The organism is Crenothrix sp. (assembly GCF_043729335.1).
In the GTDB taxonomy this organism is placed as follows: domain Bacteria; phylum Pseudomonadota; class Gammaproteobacteria; order Methylococcales; family Methylomonadaceae; genus Crenothrix.
This window is the reverse complement of record NZ_JAYTLQ010000062.1, coordinates 37,940-56,032: the sequence shown is the minus strand read 5'-3', so window position 1 is coordinate 56,032 and position 18,093 is coordinate 37,940. Positions and strand designations below refer to the sequence as shown.

Sequence of the window (18,093 nt, the reverse complement as noted above, 5' to 3'; positions counted from 1 at the left end):
TGTAGTACTGTCTTTGCCAGATGTCCCGATCCTGTGGTGCATAATGCTGAAGTCGTATTCTGCGGTACATTTTATCCTCCCCAAATCTACTTCTGCTTTCCCTACAATTTGGGGGCGGACGGTTTTAAAATCAAATGGGAGTAGAAAGAATTGATTAATATGACTAATAAGAAAATTATTGAGCTTGATGTATTACGTGCCATTTGTGCGCTAGCTGTGATTGCTATTCATGTTACCGCTGATTATACAAATATAAAATCATTTAGTATTTTACAAATAACACTGGTCTATATTAACAATATCTCACAGTTTTCTGTTTCAGGCTTTATCTTTATTAGCGGCATATCTTTATATAATAAATACAATAACTTATCTGATATTTGTGCATTTTATAGAACACGTTTTATTAAAATAATGCCAACCTATCTTATATTTTCCATATTTTATTTATGCTTTTCGATGGTAATTATTTTTTTTAATACCCATAAGATTGAAATTAATTTAATAAAAATATTTTACCGGTTACTGACAGGGGGTGCATTTTATCATTTGTGGTATTTTTGTATTCTTTTTCAATTTTATTTGGCATACCCTTTTTTATTATTTTTATACAAAAAAAATTATAAAATAGTATTACTGTCTACCTTTTTAATACAATATATTTGGGGTTTTTTTGGAAAAAATATAATTGATTTTTTTATAAGCCTACTCGGCCATGACTCTATATCAATTCCATTTATTTTTAGTAATATTTTTTTATTTGTACTAAGTTTCTTTTTTCTAGAAAAAAAAGAAAAAATACTTAATTATATAAATATAAAAATTTCACTATTTTTAGTTATTTCGATTAATATCATTAGGACATTGCCCTATTATTATGGACTACAGTATTTTAGTTACGAAACCATTCCAACTTACTATTTCAATATTTTAAGCGCAGTCAACCCGGTTTTTTTTTAATAGAAATACTGCTCTTTTATAAAATATCAACCGACATAATAAAAAAACAAAATAATATAACTATCGCATTGAAATTAATAGGAAAATTTTCATTAGAAATATATCTAATTCATGCGTTCATATTATTTTTGCTTTCAAAAATACTCGTTTTTTCTTCAATTAATTATAATTATTGGTTTTATTATCCTATCTTGTGGTTTGAGGTATTACTCTTTAGCTATTTATTTGCAGTGTTTTATCAAAAAACTAAAAAATTAATATGGGGCATTAAAGACGAATAATTCACTCACAATATTGGACGTCGAGGTAAAAATTAAAGGTATTAGCTCGGTGCAAATCTATCGAACCGCGTAAGTATTCACTCCTCCCTTTGAAAAGTAGGGAGAGTTTACTAGGGTTGAGGGGGGGATTTTTCTGGTAAATCTCCCTACCCTTCTTTTTCAAGGAGGGAATTGAACATCGAACCGTTATGTTATTGTTCGCAAGGATAATAGGCAGAAAAATTATTGAAAAGAGGGGTATTAATAACGCTCGGATTTAACTTTTTTGGCCTTGGTTTTTTTAACGCCGTAATAACCTATCAAGCCAAATCCTACCAACTCCAAAAAGCCGACAATCACGTACCATAGATTTTTACTGGCGGCGGTAAAAAAGTCAGTAAAAATACTTAAAAAATGCGCAGGCTCAAGTATTTTAGGATCAATACTTTCTTGATTTTGCAATAGTGCGAGCTGCGCATCTTTTACTAACAGCAGCTTTTGCATATTGGCCATTTGCTGTTCCATTTTGTTTAAACGCTCTTGCAAGCCTTGCACTTTCTCACTTAATACCTCCACGCTATTTAATGGCTTTATGGCCGCATTTATCTCGTCACTGATTAATAAAGCATTTTGATCAACCGCTGCTTCCGTGGGGGCTGTTAAGATCAACTTTTTTTGAACGGGCGCTTCAGTGACTGCCGGCGCCTCTCCTTGTGGCTCAGCAGGGGTTGACAAATGATCTTTCCAGGCTCTATTTTGACGATAAAACTCGGTTTTCGCTTCTGATGCACTAAGATCATTCAATACTTTACGTTCAGGTACCCGTAATATCTGCCCCGCTTTTAAGGCATTAATGTTAGGGCTAAAAAAGGCTTTTGGATTGGCATGATATAAAGCCATGGTCATTTGCTCAGGAGTCACTGCCTCATTCAGTCGCCTGGCTATTTTTGATAGGCTGTCGTTATTGCGGACATTGATCCAATCAGGTTTTCTTTTCACTTCTGGCGCAGGTTTAAATACTCTAGCGCGTGGAGGTGTGGGTAATCTTCTTTCAGATGGCGGTGTATAAAAACCGCTTTGTGGTTCGTGATATTGCCGTGTCGGCCTTACATTCATATCCACCTGTTTTTTGATGCGTATCGGTTCATAATCGGCAGGCGGATCCAGTAAAACAGTAAACTGCCGATAGATAGCGGCTTTTTGTGAGGACACTTGCAGTAAAAACACCACTACCGGTTCAGAAATTGCACCAGTTGACTTTACTCTGATAATAATCGCTTGATGGTTACTTTGTACCGGCTCAAACCTAAGCTTCAGTAATTCTTTATCCCACGGTACGCCGTGTTCAGAAAACTTATCATAAGGTGCCAGCTGCACATGAATATCATTAGGATTATCGCCAGCATTTAACGACAAGACAATGTCGGCATTAAAGCGCTGGTTTAGTGTCGACCTGACTCGAATGTTGCTGATACTTAACGCATGAACTGAGCTATGAGCAAGCAACAGGCACATCCCTGCCGATTTAACAAAATGACGCATAATGGTTTTTTTAGATCCCATCAAGGCTTAGCTTTTCTGCTTTTAATAAATGCGTAGCCGGTTACCGCACCCCAAAGCAACATATAAATGCTGTGTAACATGACTTCAAAATGAAAACTCTCAATATTCCGGTAATAATCCAGGACGTCATCCGCTAACATGAGTATTAATACGAGGTAGATTGCAATTTTAAACTTAATGATATGTTGGTGAAAAATCCCAACGCCTAAAATAACAAAACCGGTAAAAAAGCGTATACCACTGTGTATTAACATTTCTGTGGTAAACACGTTTATTTTTAACGCCGCATCTACAAAATACAGTAGCAGCAAGCCTATACCCAGTGCAATAGCCAACGCTTTCATTGTGACCTTTCTGTCTTGTTACGTATCATCAATTAATTTTAATCCTGGCGGTAATGCTTCACCAAAAATCTGTTTTTCTTCTTTTTCATCCAGCACCTTAACCTGCTCAACCATGTCTACCCAAGATTGCGGCGCCTTGCTCAACTTTAACTTATCAGTCACCAAGCTGCGAATATCATCGTCAATATCCCTGGCTCTATCACCGCTCATTCTGGCAATAAGTGTAGCAGCAAAGCCTATATGCGGGGATTTTCGCCAATCTTCCCTCAACATACGCGTTAGCCAGTCAGTTACAATAACGGCAGGAATCACGTTATGACTACTGCCATGAAAAGGATGGCGTGCGCCAATACGCCCTACTGCCCACCACGTTTGACTGGATTCGCTGGCTTTTTGCAAACGCGTTAACAGCCATTCGCCCAGCTGAATTTTTTTATCTACCGGCAAACGTTCCAACACCGCAGCTAAACGCACAATATCATCATAACTGCGAATTTTAAGCTGCTTAAGAACACCCGCTTGTTTTGCTGCGGCTGGATTAATATATTTTTCAATATCGGCAAACAGCTGTTCTTGCGCCTGCACATTTAAACCACCAGCAATGCGTCGCCATAACGTCCACCATTCGCTCCAGTTTTGCGATTCATTGACAAACTGAAGGCCTTGTGGGTATAGCTTCCACAATTGCTCTACCCGCCAATCATCCAGCGGATAACCAAACCCTGGACGCAAACAAAACCCGACCAGATTCAACCAGATTTTTTCATGGCTCTCGGAGCGTTTATGGTATTTCGCACCCTCCAATAAAGTCGCAAACAAAGTTCTCACTAACGGGGTTGGCCATTCAGGACGTGCCGTTCCGATCAGCTTTTCCAGATCAACACGCAGATTTTTGACGGCTTTGGGATCAACCTGTTTAGACTTTGAGCCATAACTGGTTTGTATTTTTTCAATAATCGCGTTGATGTTATGGGGTAACGCGGCATCGGCTTGTAAGGCGCTGCTGCTGCCTTTTTTTCTGATTTGAAATTCAACATTCCAGCGCTGTTGGCTATCTTCCGCTGAAACGCATTCAATCTTTAACGTACCGAGTTCAGTTTGGGTGACCGCCAGTTGCACGGTAACTTCCTTATTTGCGACGCTAGCATCGCCCTCAAAAGCCACGGCCAAAGGTGGCAACGAATGAAACTGCTCGGTAATGTCAGTAATGTCGCCGGGTTTAAAGTGGCTGTCCCCCGACATAGACACTAAATGAAAACGCACCGGTACGCCCAAACGCAAAGCAAAGCGCCGATCTTTTAAGATAACTTCATCGCCTTCTTCGCTGCCTTGCGGCAAAATACACACACCGCGTTGTGCTGCATTAGCATCGGTATCAACTAGTAAAAAATAACTCCGCGCCGCACCACCGCCAATCTTGAGCTTTTTATCGCGCCGTGCAATGGCGTAACTAACTGCACCGAAGGCTACCGAGAGTTCGGGGTGATTGTTTTCCAGTAAAGTCGGCGGCTTTGCCGACCAGGAACTGATTAAATCTAAAGTTCTTTGCGTGATGGGTTGGCTACGAAATACCCCGCCATTGAGTAATAAAGCATCGGGGACAATGCCCTGCCCTTTTAAGGCCAATCGCGCCCTGTCTTTATGCTGTTTTAAAAAAGCCGCAATATGCTTACTAATGGCAGGCTCTGCGGCATACGGCAAGCCAAATTCCACTACGCCACTGCGTTTTCTGTCGGGGAGATCATCCAAACCCGATAAAGGGAAAAAACCATCCAGGGCAATTTCCCGCACTTCATCACGGGTTAATACTACTGAACGCGTACTGCCGATTAATTTACCGCCGCCACCGAGCAAAGTTACTTTAATTTGCTCGGGCGCATCATCAGCCAACAGCTTTTCTTTGGCGACGCGGCATTGTTCTATCAATTGTGATAAATCAGCAACGGATAGCCGTTTTTCAGCGCTGTCTAAACGACTTTCCGCCAAATGCGCCAAGGCCAGATCAATATTATCACCGCCCAACATTAAATGATCGCCAACACCTATCCGAGTCAGTTTGGGTTCGATATCGGTTTGGCTGCTGTGTTGAACTTCAATCAAGGTTAAATCCGTTGTGCCGCCGCCCACATCACACACTAACAACAGATGCACATTGGCTAACGCCTGATGGATATTGTCGTTATTGCGTCGTAACCAGTCGTAACATACGGCCTGCGGTTCTTCTAATAAACGCACACGGTTGAGGCCGGCGATTTTGGCTGCTTCCAGGGTGAGGGAACGTGCGGCCTCATCAAAAGACGCGGGAACAGTGATTACAATATCTTGCTGCTCCAATACCGCATCAGGAAAACGGTGATTCCACACCATACGGATATGCGCCAGATAACTGGCACTGGCATCAATAGGGGATATTTTGTTAACGTCATCGCCACCACCCCAAGGCAAAATTTCTGCACTTTGATCTACCGAAGGATGCGATAGCCAACTTTTGGCACTGGTAACAAAGCGGCCTTTTGTTTTTGCACCTAACAATCTTGCTGCTACACCGACTACGCCGGTTTCACCGGGCGCTGCAAACAAGGTATCGCTATCGGATAATTCACCTTCTGCAGGATGATAGCGTACCGAGGGCAATAATGATTTGGCAGTAACTTGCCCAGGTGCCACCAGTTGTTCTATCTGAAAAATCTCGATATCTTGATTTTTTTTATCAGCTTGAACAAAAGCAACAACCGTATGCGTGGTACCTAAATCGATACCCACCAAGTATTTTAAAGTTTGATCTTGCACAATAGTGGTTTGGCTTGAATTTTGTTGATCGGAAGGAGTGTAATAAATACTAACGGTTTTTAAACCAGACTCGCACTTAAACGTTAGCCTCTCAATGCGCTCATTTCAACTATTTGAAATAAATGATATTTTTTGAGCGCAATTTCAACACTTTTCCCCGATTTTGGGGATTGCTTGGCTAACGTAAGTGTTATTTTACATTACTTTTCAAATTACACTCACCGGTAGATTAAAGACTATTATTGATTACATGTTAAACATGATTTTAAATATTGATCTGTTATATATTATGTGGTATAAGAAGCTGTGTGGCGCAGGAAAAAGCTTGTGCTATACATAGATTATTGCAGTGTAACGTCTTTTCGAATGATGGTAACGCGAACCAAAAATTATGAAGTAACTTTGTGAAGCCGTCTTTTTGACTAGGACTTGTATGCCTAATTCCTTTTTCAGCTTGCTATTTTAAAAGAATAGGGCGAACTTTCATAAACTAAGGGTGCTATCATGATTAAAAAATTGTTAGTTATATCGTTTATCATTGCTTTGGGTGCTTGGGCATCAACGGCAGCGGCGGGGCCTGGGCATGGAGCAGATACACAATGTTATGTGTGGGCTAATAACGCAACTTCCAATATAGGAGCTGCTTACAATCCATCCTCCCCCTATTCATTTAATACAAATGGTGATGCCGCAACAAAAAATATGGTCACCAGAACAGCTACAGGTACTTACACGGTTAATTGTAAAGGGGTAGGTGGCGGCGGTTGGGGAGCCCCAGGCGGCCATGTTCAAGTTACCGCTTACGGTAACACTAACAGCGCTTGTAAAGTCCAAAACTGGGGTACCGGTGGCGCTGATTTTACTGCAAGTGTAAAATGCTATGGGTCAACGGGCGCTGCTGTTAACAGCCAGTTTGATTTATTGTTTGTCTGGTAAGGTATTTTATTTTAAAGGTACGCTGAGTAACAGTAATATCTGGTCGGCGTACCTTTGTGTATTATTTAGAGCTATCCCGTGAGTTTCTCAAGGCGTTCCAGTGATCTTAAAAGGGTTTATTACCTTTAAATTTTAAACTCAGAACGATCACGTCCTGCATCAACCAAAGTTTTTAACCATGTTGGCATAACGCCGCGACCTGTCCAGGTTTTTGATGAATCATCAGGATGGCGATATTTGACAGGGACTGGCGTACCTTTGCGCACAGATGATTTCTTATCATTTTCTATGATTTCTGCTGTAACGTTAATAGAGGCTGCCAATTCTTTAATTTGGTTAATAACATCTTTGCGTTGATTAACTTGTAAGTTACGTAATGCTTTTTCGGCATTTCCAATAAGTGATTGTAACTCGTTTACATTCATTTTTTCATAATCAGTCATTTGTTTTTCCTTTAAAATTCCACAACGAATACTGTAATTATAGCATTAACTAATCTGTTTCACTATATGCTAAAACAGATAAATACTATTTACTAAAGGTCTAATAGTTAATTCCTGCGATAAAGGCGTATGATCTAGCCACAATAATCACTCTGGAATTAATTATATGACGCAAAAGTATTTACCCCTTAAAGATCACGATACTCCGATTAAAGTATTATTTACTGGCTATCTATGTGCGGTAGGTATCGGCTATTTTTTCGCTTTGCTGCAAATTTTATTTACCCACGGTATGGCCGATGGCAAATTTGGTTTATCCATAGATGATATTGTCTACAGTTATTATGGCAATCGTTCGGGGACAGTATTGGAAACCCAGCTTAATGGCGCCATGAAACAAAATGCTTCCGAAGAACAGCGTTTTAAAATCATCCAATGGGTCAGGGACGGTGCAGAACTAAACACTTATAAATCAGCTGGGATTGAAGCCATTATTCAAGAACGTTGTGTGATGTGCCATAACGCACAAGCTCCAACCGGCATGCCGGATTTTAATAAATTTGAAAATTTAAAAGCCTTATCCACTCAAGATACCGGCGTGACATTTAGCTCCTTAACCCGGGTCTCGCACGTTCATTTATTTGGTATTAGCTTTATTTTTATGTTTGTGGGATTGATTTTTAGCTTTTCAGAAACAACCTCAACAAAATACAAATGTATTGCTGTCGGTATGCCGTATATCTTTTTAGTGACTGATATTTTGTCTTGGTGGCTGACAAAAATTCATCCGATGTTTGCTTGGCTGGTTGTTTTTGCCGGCATGGGAATGGGTATATCGTTTATATTTATGTGGGTAATTTCCCTATTGGAAATGTGGGGTTATCAACAAATATTTATTGAAGCTGGCGGTATCTACGGGCAAAAATTGAAAGCAGTCTATACGGCAATTATCACGCCGCAAAGACGCACCTGGATTTTATCAGTATTCGCTTTAATGCGAGGAAAGCTATACCAGCAAGCGCAAAAAATCACTTGCCTGTTAAAAGGATGGTTATTGCCTATTATTCAGCGTTATAAATAAAAGTTACTTTGGTTATTTATCTAAAATTACCGTAAATTTCTTTTCCGTTAATACCTGCCCTTTATCATCCACTAACCTCACAGTCCAGTTGCTATTAGTCGTATAAGCCACCATTTGCCGACTTGAAGTACGCCAGGTATTGTCGGAGATATTAACGGTCTTTTTGGAGATAATCTTATCGTCCAGCAACCATTCATGATATATCGTTTTACCTTTCATGTCGGCCAATTCAGCAAAGTAATAAATCGGCACCGGTGTCTTTTCGCCGGCTTTTAAAGGCAAACTGATTTCCCCTGCCGGTTCGCTGTCTACAATTTTTGGTGTGAGCTGCGTTCTAATTACTTTTTTTTTGAGTGGCTCTGCGCCTGCATCTTGTTTTTGAGAAACATCAGTTGATAGTGTCGGCGCATTAGCAACGGCAACGGAAGTCGTCGATTGTGTTGCAAGCTCTTTGGCAACTGGCGCTTTTTCAGGGGGAGTGAAAAAAAAATACATAACCAGTGCCACTAGGGCAGCAATACCCATCACAGCAAAGGCGATACGTTTGTAATTCCATTGGGTTATTATTTTAGGAGGCGGAATTTTTTTTCCAGCCACCTGTCCAGTGGGATACTTTAGTTTAATAACAATAGTTTTTTTTTCGGCCATAGAATTTATATTTACTCTTAACTAAAAGGAAAAATCATGGTTGATTATTACTTAGGCTCACATGTTTTTTTGAGGCAATGCGTTACACTTGGTAATATACCACTAGCACAGAAAAAAACCCGCGCAGAATTTACCGGACATCTACCAAAATGAGTGAGCTGCTTAAATTTTTTCAAGATTCATCGAGTTTGTATGGCAGCAATGCCAATTTTATCGAAGACTTGTATGAACATTATTTAGACGATCCGGAATCTGTTGATGCCAGTTGGCAAAAAGAATTCCGTGAGATTCATCAAAACGCAGGCTATGAAACGCCGCACAGCCCCATTGTGGAAAGGTTTGCACAGCTGGCAGTAAAATCTCCGGGACGGCTTGTGCAGCTGCAAGGCTTTACCGAAGAAACGGTTAAAAAACAATCCGCAGTGGCCCGGTTGATTAATCATTATCGGGTGCGCGGCCATCAAATCGCCCAAAATAATCCCTTAGGGAAATCCACAGTAACCCCCGCCGATCTGGAACCTGCCTACTACGGTTTTTCTGAGCCGGATATGGATACCGTTTTCGATACCGAAATGATTTACGGCATCCCGCGCATGTCGTTACGCAATATTATTGCCACGCTTAAAACCATTTACTGTGGCAGTATTGGTTCAGAGTACATGCACATTGTGGATTCAAATATTAGGCGCTGGATTATCAACCGTCTGGAAAATTCACCGACTAATTTGGCCATAGGCCCAGAAAAAAAGCAGTGGCTGTTGAAATTATTAACCGCAGCGGAAGGCATAGAAAGCCATTTACAGAATAAATTTGTCGGCCAGAAACGTTTTTCTCTGGAAGGCAGTGAATCATTAATTCCTATTTTGGATGAATTGATTCAAGACGGAGGCACTAAAGGCGTTAAAGAAATTGTTATCGGCATGGCGCACCGTGGCCGACTGAATGTGCTGATTAATATTTTGGGTAAAAGTCCGGCCAGTTTATTTGACGAATTTGCTGGCACCGCCATGCCCAATCCTGGAGTCAGTTCTGGCGATGTTAAATATCACATGGGTTTTTCCTCGGATGTGGCAACGCCGGGCGGCGCAGTCCATTTAACACTGGCGTTTAACCCTTCGCATCTGGAAATTATTAATCCGGTCGTGGAAGGTTCGGTGAAAGCGCGTCAAGACCGGACCGGAAAAGACGGTATCCATACGGTTATTCCGGTGTTAATTCATGGTGACGCGTCATTTTCTGGACAAGGCATTGTCATGGAAACCTTGAACATGTCACAAACCCGCGCTTTTTCTACCGGCGGAACCGTGCATATTGTCATTAATAATCAGATTGGTTTTACGACTAGCAATCCGCAAGATGCACGCTCTACATTGTATTGCACCGATGTTGCCAGCATGATTCAAGCTCCCGTTTTTCATGTTAACGGCGACGATCCTGAAGCAGTGCTTTTTGTCACCAAGCTGGCGATTGATTACCGCATGACGTTTAACAAGGACGTAGTGATTGATTTAATTTGTTACCGTCGCCTTGGCCATAACGAAGCCGATGAACCGGCGGCAACCCAGCCGATCATGTACAAAAAAATCCGTAACCATAAAACCACGCGCAAACTTTATGCTGAAAGATTGATTGAAGAAAATGTCATTACGCCAGAGCAGGCGTTAGACATGGAACAGGACTACCAAAAACGGCTGGATGAAGGTAAGGTTGTTTCAAGACCCGTGCTGGAAAATGCAGGTTACTCATACACAGCACAATGGAATGAATATCTCAATAAACACTGGGATATTGCCTGCGATACGGCTGTCCCTATGGAACGTTTGCGTTTTTGCAATGAGCGTATGTTACGTTTGCCGGTGGGTTTTGAATTGCATCCCAGAGTGGCCAAGGTGATGGAAAATCGCCGTAAAATGGCCGCCGGTGCCATGCCGATAGATTGGGGATTTGCCGAAAACATGGCTTATGCAACTCTACTGGTAGAAAAATATGATGTACGTTTAACCGGCCAGGATGTCGGACGCGGCACGTTTGTCCATCGTCATGCCGTATTGCATAACCAAATTAATAACAAAACCTATACGCCGTTGCGTTATCTGGAAAAAGACCAAGGCCGTGTGCAAATTTACGATTCCTTGCTGTCAGAAGCAGGTGTATTGGGCTTTGAATACGGTTACAGTACCACTATGCCCAACACGCTGGTAATTTGGGAAGCGCAGTTTGGTGATTTTGCTAACGGCGCACAAGTGCTGATCGATCAGTTCATCAGCTCAGGCGAAACCAAATGGGGTCGGCTGTGCGGCTTGGTGATGCTGTTGCCGCACGGTTATGAAGGCCAGGGGCCGGAACATTCTTCCGCGCGTTTAGAGCGTTATCTACAGCTGTGTGCCGAACATAATATTCAAGTATGCACACCCACAACACCCGCACAAATCTTTCATTTGTTACGCAGGCAATTGTTACGTTGTTTCCGAAAACCCTTGATTGTGATGAGCCCCAAAAGTTTGTTGCGCCATAAGCTGGCAGTATCGACACTGGAAGAATTCACTGAAGGGCAGTTTTATCCCATTATTGGCGAACAGGATGCACTTGATGCCAATAACGTCACCCGTATCGTGTTTTGTGGCGGTAAAGTTTATTATGATCTTTTAGAAGAGCGCCGCCAGAACGACACCTTACAGCATGTGGCTATTGCCCGCATTGAACAAATATACCCTTTTCCGGATGTTTTATTTAAAATGGAAATTGCCAAATATCCGCAACTCAAGGATTTTATCTGGTGCCAGGAAGAACCTAAAAACCAGGGCGTATGGTATCAGTCCAGACACCACTTCTCCGATAATTTGCAATCCCATATCAGGGTGACGTATGCTGGACGCGAAGCCTCGGCATCGCCTGCTGTGGGCAAGTTTCACATTCACATAGAACAACAAAAAGCAGTTGTACACTCGGCCCTATATGGCGATCCTTCAGGAAAATAACATGAGCATTGAAGTTGTAGTTCCCAATTTACCCGAATCTGTTTCTGATGCAACCTTGATTAGCTGGTATAAACAGGCTGGCGATATCGTTAACAAAAACGATCATCTGATTGATCTTGAAACCGATAAAGTTGTCCTGGAAGTAACAGCACAAGAAGCCGGTGTACTGGGTAAAATTCTTAAAGAAAATGGCAGCATTGTTAAGGCCGGTGAAGTGCTGGCACTCATAGAGCCACAGGGTGCTCAAGTAGCTTCTGCGCCGCCTGCTGATGTAAAGCCAGAACCAACAACACCCACTAATAAGGCCGCAGATATTCCTCTTAGTCCGTCTGTGAGGCGTTTGGTACATGAAAACACCTTAGATCCTGCGGCAATTACCGGTACGGGCAAAAGTGGCCGTTTGACCAAAACCGATGTTTTGGAGCATTTGCATAAACAAGAACCCGCCAAGACCGAAACCGTGTTGTTGCCCAGCACCGAACCTGAGCAAGAAGTTGTTAAACCTATTGCGGTCGTGGCAACGCCTAATAATCTTCGGCCGGAACAGCGCGTACCCATGACGCGCCTGCGTGCCAAGGTTGCCGAACGCTTATTACAAGCACAGCAAAATGCTGCCATGTTAACCACGTTTAACGAAGTTAACATGCAAAGTGTCATTGATCTGCGTAATCAATACAAAGCGCGGTTTGAAGAAAAGCACAAGGTTAAGCTGGGGTTTATGTCCTTTTTTGTTAAAGCCTCTATTGAAGCCTTAAAGCGTTTTCCGGCTATTAATGCCTCCATAGACGGTAACGATATTATCTATCATGGTTACTATGATTTAGGCATTGCCGTCAGTACACCACGCGGGCTGATCGTGCCAGTATTGCACGATGCTGATCAACTTGATTTTGCCGGTATTGAAAGAAGCATTGCCAGTTACGGTGAAAAAGCCCGTTCCAGCACATTAACCTATGATGACCTAAAAGGCGGCACCTTTACCATTACCAATGGCGGCGTTTTTGGCTCGATGCTGTCTACGCCCATATTAAATCCGCCGCAATGCGCAATTTTGGGTATGCACGCCATTAAAGAACGTGCTGTCGTTGAAAACGGCCAAATTGTAATCCGGCCTATCATGTTTTTAGCGTTGTCTTACGATCACCGTTTAGTAGACGGCCGTGAAGCCGTACAATTTTTAGTGACCATTAAGGAATGCCTGGAAGCGCCGGCCCATCTTTTACTTAATATTTAAATTATGTCAAAAAAACACAGCCAGTTTGATGTCGTTGTCGTCGGTGCAGGCCCTGCAGGCTATATCAGTGCTATTCGCTGTGCGCAACTGGGTTTTAAAACCGCTTGTGTAGATAATTGGGGTAACAAAAAAGGCCAAAATAGTTTAGGTGGCGCTCACTTAAACGCAGGCTGTGTGGCTACCATTGCCTTACTGGAATCGTCGAAAATTTACCATCTGATGACCCACGGCATCAATGACCATGGCATATACGCGGGTAATATTTCCTTGGACATTGGCAAGGTGATTAGACGCAAAGACCATATCATCGAAACGTTTGCCGCTAAAATTGCCGATATATTTACCCATCACAATATTACTTATATTCACGGCAAAGCCAAACTGCTTAACGACAAGCATATCTCTGTAAATTCAAGCGAGCACCCCACTTCATCAATACTGGATGCCAAAAATATTATTCTGGCTACCGGCTCATCGCCTATCGAATTACCGTATGCTCCCATAGACGGAGAATTTATTATTGATACGGCGATGGCGTTAAATCTTGAAACCGTACCAGAAACACTGGCTATTATCGGTGGCGGTGTCATCGGCCTGGAACTTGGCGGTATATGGAACCGGTTTGGTGCCAAAACTATTTTGCTGGAAGCGCAAGAAAACTTTTTATACTTGCCGGATCATCAGATTGCTAGCGAAGCGTATCGTATCTTTAAAAATCAAGGTCTTGATATGCGTTTAGGCGCACGCGTTATTACCGCAAAAGCCCATGATAATAAAGTAACTTTATGCTACCAAGATCAGCACGGCACACATACATTATCTGTCGACAAATTAATTGTCGCGTCAGGCCGCAAACCTAACACGGACAACCTTGCCGCACCGGAAGCCAATTTGTTACTGGATGAAAATGATTTTATCCACGTCGATGAAAATTGCCGTACCAATTTGCCAGGTGTGTATGCCGTAGGTGACTCGACAGTGCTAGGCCCTATGTTGGCGCATAAGGGCATCGCCGAAGGTATCTTTGTTGCTGAACAAATCGCCGGTATACATAACCCCATCAATTACGATGCGCTACCCAGCGTTATCTATACTGATCCTGAAATTGCCTGGGTGGGACAAACTGAGCAGGCATTAAGAGCGATAGCTGAGCCTATTAAAGTCGGGGTTTTTCCGCTGAATGCCAATTTGCGCGTACACGCCACAGAGCCGCAGAACGAAGGCATAATAAAAATTATTGCCCACGCAGAAACCGATGCGATTTTGGGTGTCCATATTATTGGTGCGCATGCTTCCGAAATATTGGCCGAAGCCGTATTAGCAATGGAATTTTCAGCCAGCACTGAAGATTTAGTACAAACTATACATTCCCATCCTACCTTATCCGAAACCCTATACGAAGCCGCGTTAGCGCTTAAAAACAGAGCGCTGCACTTGCCGTTATAGAATTAGTAATTGGTTTAACAGCAAGGTACTTATGAATACTAGCTCTTTAATTACCCGACTAAAATGTGCGGTGGTTTTAATACTTTTTGCAATTCTTGGCCTTGGCCCCTTTCCGGTTACCAGTCTGTTAGGGGTTTACGTGGTTATTTTTAGGCCGCAATGGTTTAAAAATCTGGTTGCACGAATTTATACAAACGAATAAATTTAACGTAAAGTCAAACCCCGATTAACATATTATTTATTAAGGATTTTAAAACAGCAAGCCCCGCTACCTTTAGCCATACACTCGACAAGCTCAACATCCTTCTCCAGTAAAGATTTAATCAGGGCTATATCAAACTGACAAATTTCACTGTGCTTTTGAGCCAAGTCATGGAATATGCAATTATAGGCTTTAATAGTCGTTGGGTCATTACCACCCAAATCCGTTTTGCTGGCGGTCTTAAAGCCCAGTTCATCCATTATTTTTAATAGCTCTTCGCGCCGTCCGTCTGCTGATTTGCCAGTAAATCGGTATTGGTGGCTTTGTGACAAGTTATCACCCAGTCTAGACATATACCGCTGAAACGCCTCGGAACCGATTTCGTTTTTTAATTCTCCCAGCATAAGCATAGAGAACCAAGCATATTGTTTTGGAAAACTGTTGATGCCTGCTTCTGTCAATACATAAAGCCGTACCGGACGGCCAGCGGTTTTATTAAGTTCACCCGCCTGAAGGTAGCCCTCCAATTCCAGTACGGAAATATGTTGCTGAACCGCGTTGCGTGAAATATTCAATGCCTTGGCTATGTCATCAATACACAATCCTTTCTTGTTTTCCAGCAACAATTCCAAAATTTGGCGCTGGCGCGAGCCAATATGGTCAACCATAAATTTTCCTAACAATAATTATTTTTTTTAGCATAACAGCTTGGTAAACCACTGTCTGTGAAATATTACCTATTCTATATATGTTATGACATATTTATATTGTATTAGTTATTTTTATTCGCTATTATTTAATTGTGCTCAGCAGCGTTTGGTCACATTTTGGTTATTGCTCTATTAAGACAGCAATGACACGCCACTTAAAAAACAAGAAGAAAAGGTATCTATGAGCGCAACACTATATGAAAGAATTGGCGGCGAACCGGCTGTTAATGCCGCAGTTGATATTTTTTACCGCAAAGTTCTAAACGATCATCGCGTTAATCGTTTTTTTGCCAACACAGATATGGATAAACAAATTACCAAGCAAAAGGCATTTTTTACCATGGCTTTCGGTGGCCCCAATAGTTATACCGGTCAAGATATGCGTAATGCTCATTCCAACATGGTAAAAACGGGACTTAATGAGGAGCATTTTAATGCTGTTATGGAACACTTAGGCGCAACGCTCGTTGAATTGAATGTACCAGCGGACTTGATTGCTGAGGCTGCCGCTATTGCAGAAAGCACCCGAAATGACGTTTTGGGTAAATAACACTATCCCATCATCAAGCTACAAGGGCAAGCCTTATCGCCCTTGTAGCTTGGCACTATAGGAACACAGCATGTTTACGTTAACGATTGATGAAAACAGCTATATCTGCCAGCCTGATGAAACCGTACTCGACGCACTACTACGGGAAAACATTAATATTCCCTATGCTTGCAAAAAAGGTACCTGTCATAGCTGCATGGTGCGCAGTATTGAGGTTGTGCCGCCACACTCTGCTCAGGCCGGGCTCAAAAATACCCTGCAAAAATTAAATTATTTCCTGCCGTGCCGGTGCTATCCGGAACAGGATATGGCGATAAAATTACCCGATCAGTCGGACTTTTATCGTATGGGAACCGTCATCAATAATACGCTGCTCAACAGGAATACCATCCTGTTGGTTATAGCCTTTGAAGATGCCTTCGAATTTAAAGCAGGTCAATTTGTTAATTTACAAAGAAATGATGGTGTAACGCGCAGTTATTCTATTGCCAACATTCCGCAACAATCCAATACCCTGGAATTTCATATCCGCCGCTTGCCAGATGGCAAATTCAGTGCCTGGTTGCACGATGAAGTTAGCGTTGGCGATTCAATAGCCGTTTCTGAGCCGCGCGGCCATTGTTTTTATTTACCGGAACGACGTGAACAGGGTTTATTATTAGTAGGAACAGGAACCGGATTAGCACCACTGGCAGGCATTCTCACCGATGCTCTGATGCAGGGTCATACGGGGCCGATTCATCTTTTTCATGGCAGCCGTGACATTGAAGATTTGTACCGAATAAATGAAATGCGCCAACTTGCAAAGCAGCACCCCAATTTTCATTACATACCGTGTCTATCGGGCAAGCAAGCGTCTGAAGGTTTTGCGGCAGGGCGTGTCAACGAAATTGCTTTATCGCACATTCCGGATTTAAAAAGCTGGCGTGTATTCTTATGCGGCCATCCTGATATGGTTAATCAAATGAAAAAACAGGTGTTTCTCAAAGGCGCTTCAAGTGGTGATATTTATGCCGATGCCTTTTTGATTACGCCGCACTGAAGCCGGTTATCATGATGTATCTTATTCCGAAGAACGTAGCAAATTATAAAATTTGATAGCTATAACGGATACATAATTTAAGATCAAGGCAGTCTTTATGCCGAAAAGTATTTACTCATTCACGAGTAGCTTTAATTATTTAATCTCATAAAATAATTACTTAAGAAATTAAACGTTATAATCGGCAGGTAATTTAACCTAGAGGAGCACACTGATGGATGCACAACAAATTTTAGATATGTTATTAAACTCAGGTCAAGAACTCGTTAATAAAGGCAAAGCTATTGCTGATGAAAAATTGAATATTCCTGAAAGCCAGGAAGAGCGCGAAAAAATGATAAAAGGCGCAAGCACCGGTGCTATTGCAGCCAGTGCATTGGCCATCCTCTTAGGCACCAATATAGGCAGAAAATTAACCGGTACCGGCTTAAAACTGGGCAGCTTAGCCGCTATTGGCGGTGTGGCTTACAACGCTTATCAAAAATGGCAAAGCCAGCAAACTACGCCAGTGGCAGATGCGGGCAAACCCGTTACTGAACTTTCAGGTGCTGCTGGTGAACAACGCGGCAAAGCATTATTAATAGCCATGATTGCAGCCGCCAAGGCAGACGGTAAGGTAGATGAGCAGGAAAAAGCCCTGATTAGTGAGCAACTGGCCAAGCTCAATCTGGGTGATTCTGCCAGTCTGTTTGCGGAAGAACTTAACAAACCTCTGGATATCAAAGCTGTCGCCGCTTATGCAGATACCCATGCCGCTGCCGCAGAAATTTATCTAATTTCCCGTGCAATTTTGAACGTAGACAACGAACAAGAGCGCAGTTATTTAAGCCAATTGGCAACAGAAATGAATTTAGCGCCTGAACTTGTCGCAGAATTGGAAAGCCAGCTTAAAGCCTGAACCGGCCC

Annotated in this window: 16 protein-coding genes; 10 read left to right on the top strand and 6 right to left on the bottom strand. The window is 42.2% G+C overall.

What is annotated here, in order from left to right; all coding sequences use genetic code 11:
• Positions 1–159 precede the first annotated feature (159 nt).
• On the top strand, positions 160–960 hold the full coding sequence (locus tag ACHZC4_RS15730; RefSeq protein WP_394754822.1) for an acyltransferase family protein: 801 nt from the start codon (positions 160–162) through the stop codon (positions 958–960).
• A 521-nt stretch (positions 961–1,481) separates the two neighbouring features.
• Here ACHZC4_RS15730 and ACHZC4_RS15725 read toward each other — a convergent pair.
• From ACHZC4_RS15725 to ACHZC4_RS15715, 3 genes are read right to left on the bottom strand one after another with little or no spacing between them, the layout of a single operon-like run.
• Complete coding sequence (locus tag ACHZC4_RS15725; protein ID WP_394754821.1) at positions 1,482–2,783, bottom strand: FimV family protein; 1,302 nt, start codon at positions 2,781–2,783, stop codon at positions 1,482–1,484.
• A complete protein-coding gene (locus tag ACHZC4_RS15720) occupies positions 2,783–3,127 on the bottom strand; it encodes a hypothetical protein (RefSeq protein ID WP_394754820.1) in 345 nt (114 codons plus the stop codon). The genes ACHZC4_RS15725 and ACHZC4_RS15720 overlap by 1 nt, the downstream gene beginning before the upstream one ends.
• A gap of 18 nt (positions 3,128–3,145) precedes the next feature.
• Positions 3,146–5,917, bottom strand: coding sequence for an Hsp70 family protein (locus ACHZC4_RS15715; protein ID WP_394754819.1), 2,772 nt, complete (start codon positions 5,915–5,917; stop codon positions 3,146–3,148).
• A gap of 504 nt (positions 5,918–6,421) precedes the next feature.
• Between ACHZC4_RS15715 and ACHZC4_RS15710 the strand changes: the two genes are divergently transcribed.
• Complete coding sequence (locus ACHZC4_RS15710; RefSeq protein ID WP_394754818.1) at positions 6,422–6,853, top strand: hypothetical protein; 432 nt, start codon at positions 6,422–6,424, stop codon at positions 6,851–6,853.
• 125 nt (positions 6,854–6,978) lie between these two features.
• Here ACHZC4_RS15710 and ACHZC4_RS15705 read toward each other — a convergent pair whose 3' ends face one another.
• Positions 6,979–7,296, bottom strand: coding sequence for an H-NS family nucleoid-associated regulatory protein (locus ACHZC4_RS15705; protein WP_394754817.1), 318 nt, complete (start codon positions 7,294–7,296; stop codon positions 6,979–6,981).
• A gap of 166 nt (positions 7,297–7,462) precedes the next feature.
• Between ACHZC4_RS15705 and ACHZC4_RS15700 the strand changes: the two genes are divergently transcribed.
• Positions 7,463–8,377, top strand: a complete 915-nt coding sequence (locus ACHZC4_RS15700) for a hypothetical protein (protein WP_394754816.1) — start codon at positions 7,463–7,465, stop codon at positions 8,375–8,377.
• 12 nt (positions 8,378–8,389) lie between these two features.
• On the opposite strand, the gene ACHZC4_RS15695 is transcribed toward ACHZC4_RS15700, so the two are convergent.
• Positions 8,390–9,025 carry a DUF2914 domain-containing protein gene (locus tag ACHZC4_RS15695; protein WP_394754815.1) on the bottom strand — a complete coding sequence of 212 codons (636 nt, stop codon included), beginning with the start codon at positions 9,023–9,025 and terminating at the stop codon, positions 8,390–8,392.
• A 149-nt stretch (positions 9,026–9,174) separates the two neighbouring features.
• Here ACHZC4_RS15695 and ACHZC4_RS15690 point away from each other — a divergent pair, with 149 nt between their 5' ends.
• Genes ACHZC4_RS15690 through ACHZC4_RS15675 form a run of 4 tightly spaced genes read left to right on the top strand, consistent with a single transcriptional unit; the run spans position 9,175 to position 14,885 of the window.
• The gene (locus ACHZC4_RS15690) at positions 9,175–12,003 is read left to right on the top strand and encodes a 2-oxoglutarate dehydrogenase E1 component (RefSeq protein ID WP_394754814.1); all 2,829 of its coding nucleotides are present in this window, start codon (positions 9,175–9,177) and stop codon (positions 12,001–12,003) included.
• 1 nt (position 12,004) lies between these two features.
• On the top strand, positions 12,005–13,237 hold the full coding sequence (odhB, locus tag ACHZC4_RS15685) for a 2-oxoglutarate dehydrogenase complex dihydrolipoyllysine-residue succinyltransferase (protein ID WP_394754813.1): 1,233 nt from the start codon (positions 12,005–12,007) through the stop codon (positions 13,235–13,237).
• Between the two features lie 3 nt (positions 13,238–13,240).
• The gene (gene lpdA, locus ACHZC4_RS15680) at positions 13,241–14,683 is read left to right on the top strand and encodes a dihydrolipoyl dehydrogenase (protein ID WP_394754812.1); all 1,443 of its coding nucleotides are present in this window, start codon (positions 13,241–13,243) and stop codon (positions 14,681–14,683) included.
• 31 nt (positions 14,684–14,714) lie between these two features.
• Entirely contained in the window at positions 14,715–14,885 is a 171-nt protein-coding gene (locus tag ACHZC4_RS15675; RefSeq protein WP_394754811.1) for a hypothetical protein, read from the top strand.
• Positions 14,886–14,917: 32 nt separating this feature from the next.
• Here the strand turns inward: ACHZC4_RS15675 and ACHZC4_RS15670 are convergent, their stop codons facing one another.
• Positions 14,918–15,553: a helix-turn-helix transcriptional regulator gene (locus ACHZC4_RS15670; RefSeq protein WP_394754810.1), complete on the bottom strand. Its 636-nt coding sequence runs from the start codon at positions 15,551–15,553 to the stop codon at positions 14,918–14,920.
• A gap of 223 nt (positions 15,554–15,776) precedes the next feature.
• On the opposite strand from ACHZC4_RS15670, the gene ACHZC4_RS15665 reads away from it, so the two are divergent.
• The 3 genes from ACHZC4_RS15665 to ACHZC4_RS15655 all read left to right on the top strand — a co-directional run bounded on the left by ACHZC4_RS15665 (position 15,777) and on the right by ACHZC4_RS15655 (position 18,085).
• A complete protein-coding gene (locus ACHZC4_RS15665) occupies positions 15,777–16,145 on the top strand; it encodes a group 1 truncated hemoglobin (protein ID WP_394754809.1) in 369 nt (122 codons plus the stop codon).
• Between the two features lie 70 nt (positions 16,146–16,215).
• The gene (locus ACHZC4_RS15660; protein ID WP_394754808.1) at positions 16,216–17,187 is read left to right on the top strand and encodes an FAD-binding oxidoreductase; all 972 of its coding nucleotides are present in this window, start codon (positions 16,216–16,218) and stop codon (positions 17,185–17,187) included.
• 214 nt (positions 17,188–17,401) lie between these two features.
• Positions 17,402–18,085 (top strand): tellurite resistance TerB family protein, encoded by a 684-nt coding sequence (locus tag ACHZC4_RS15655; RefSeq protein WP_394754807.1) that lies wholly within the window; start codon positions 17,402–17,404, stop codon positions 18,083–18,085.
• The last annotated feature ends 8 nt before the right edge of the window (positions 18,086–18,093 follow it).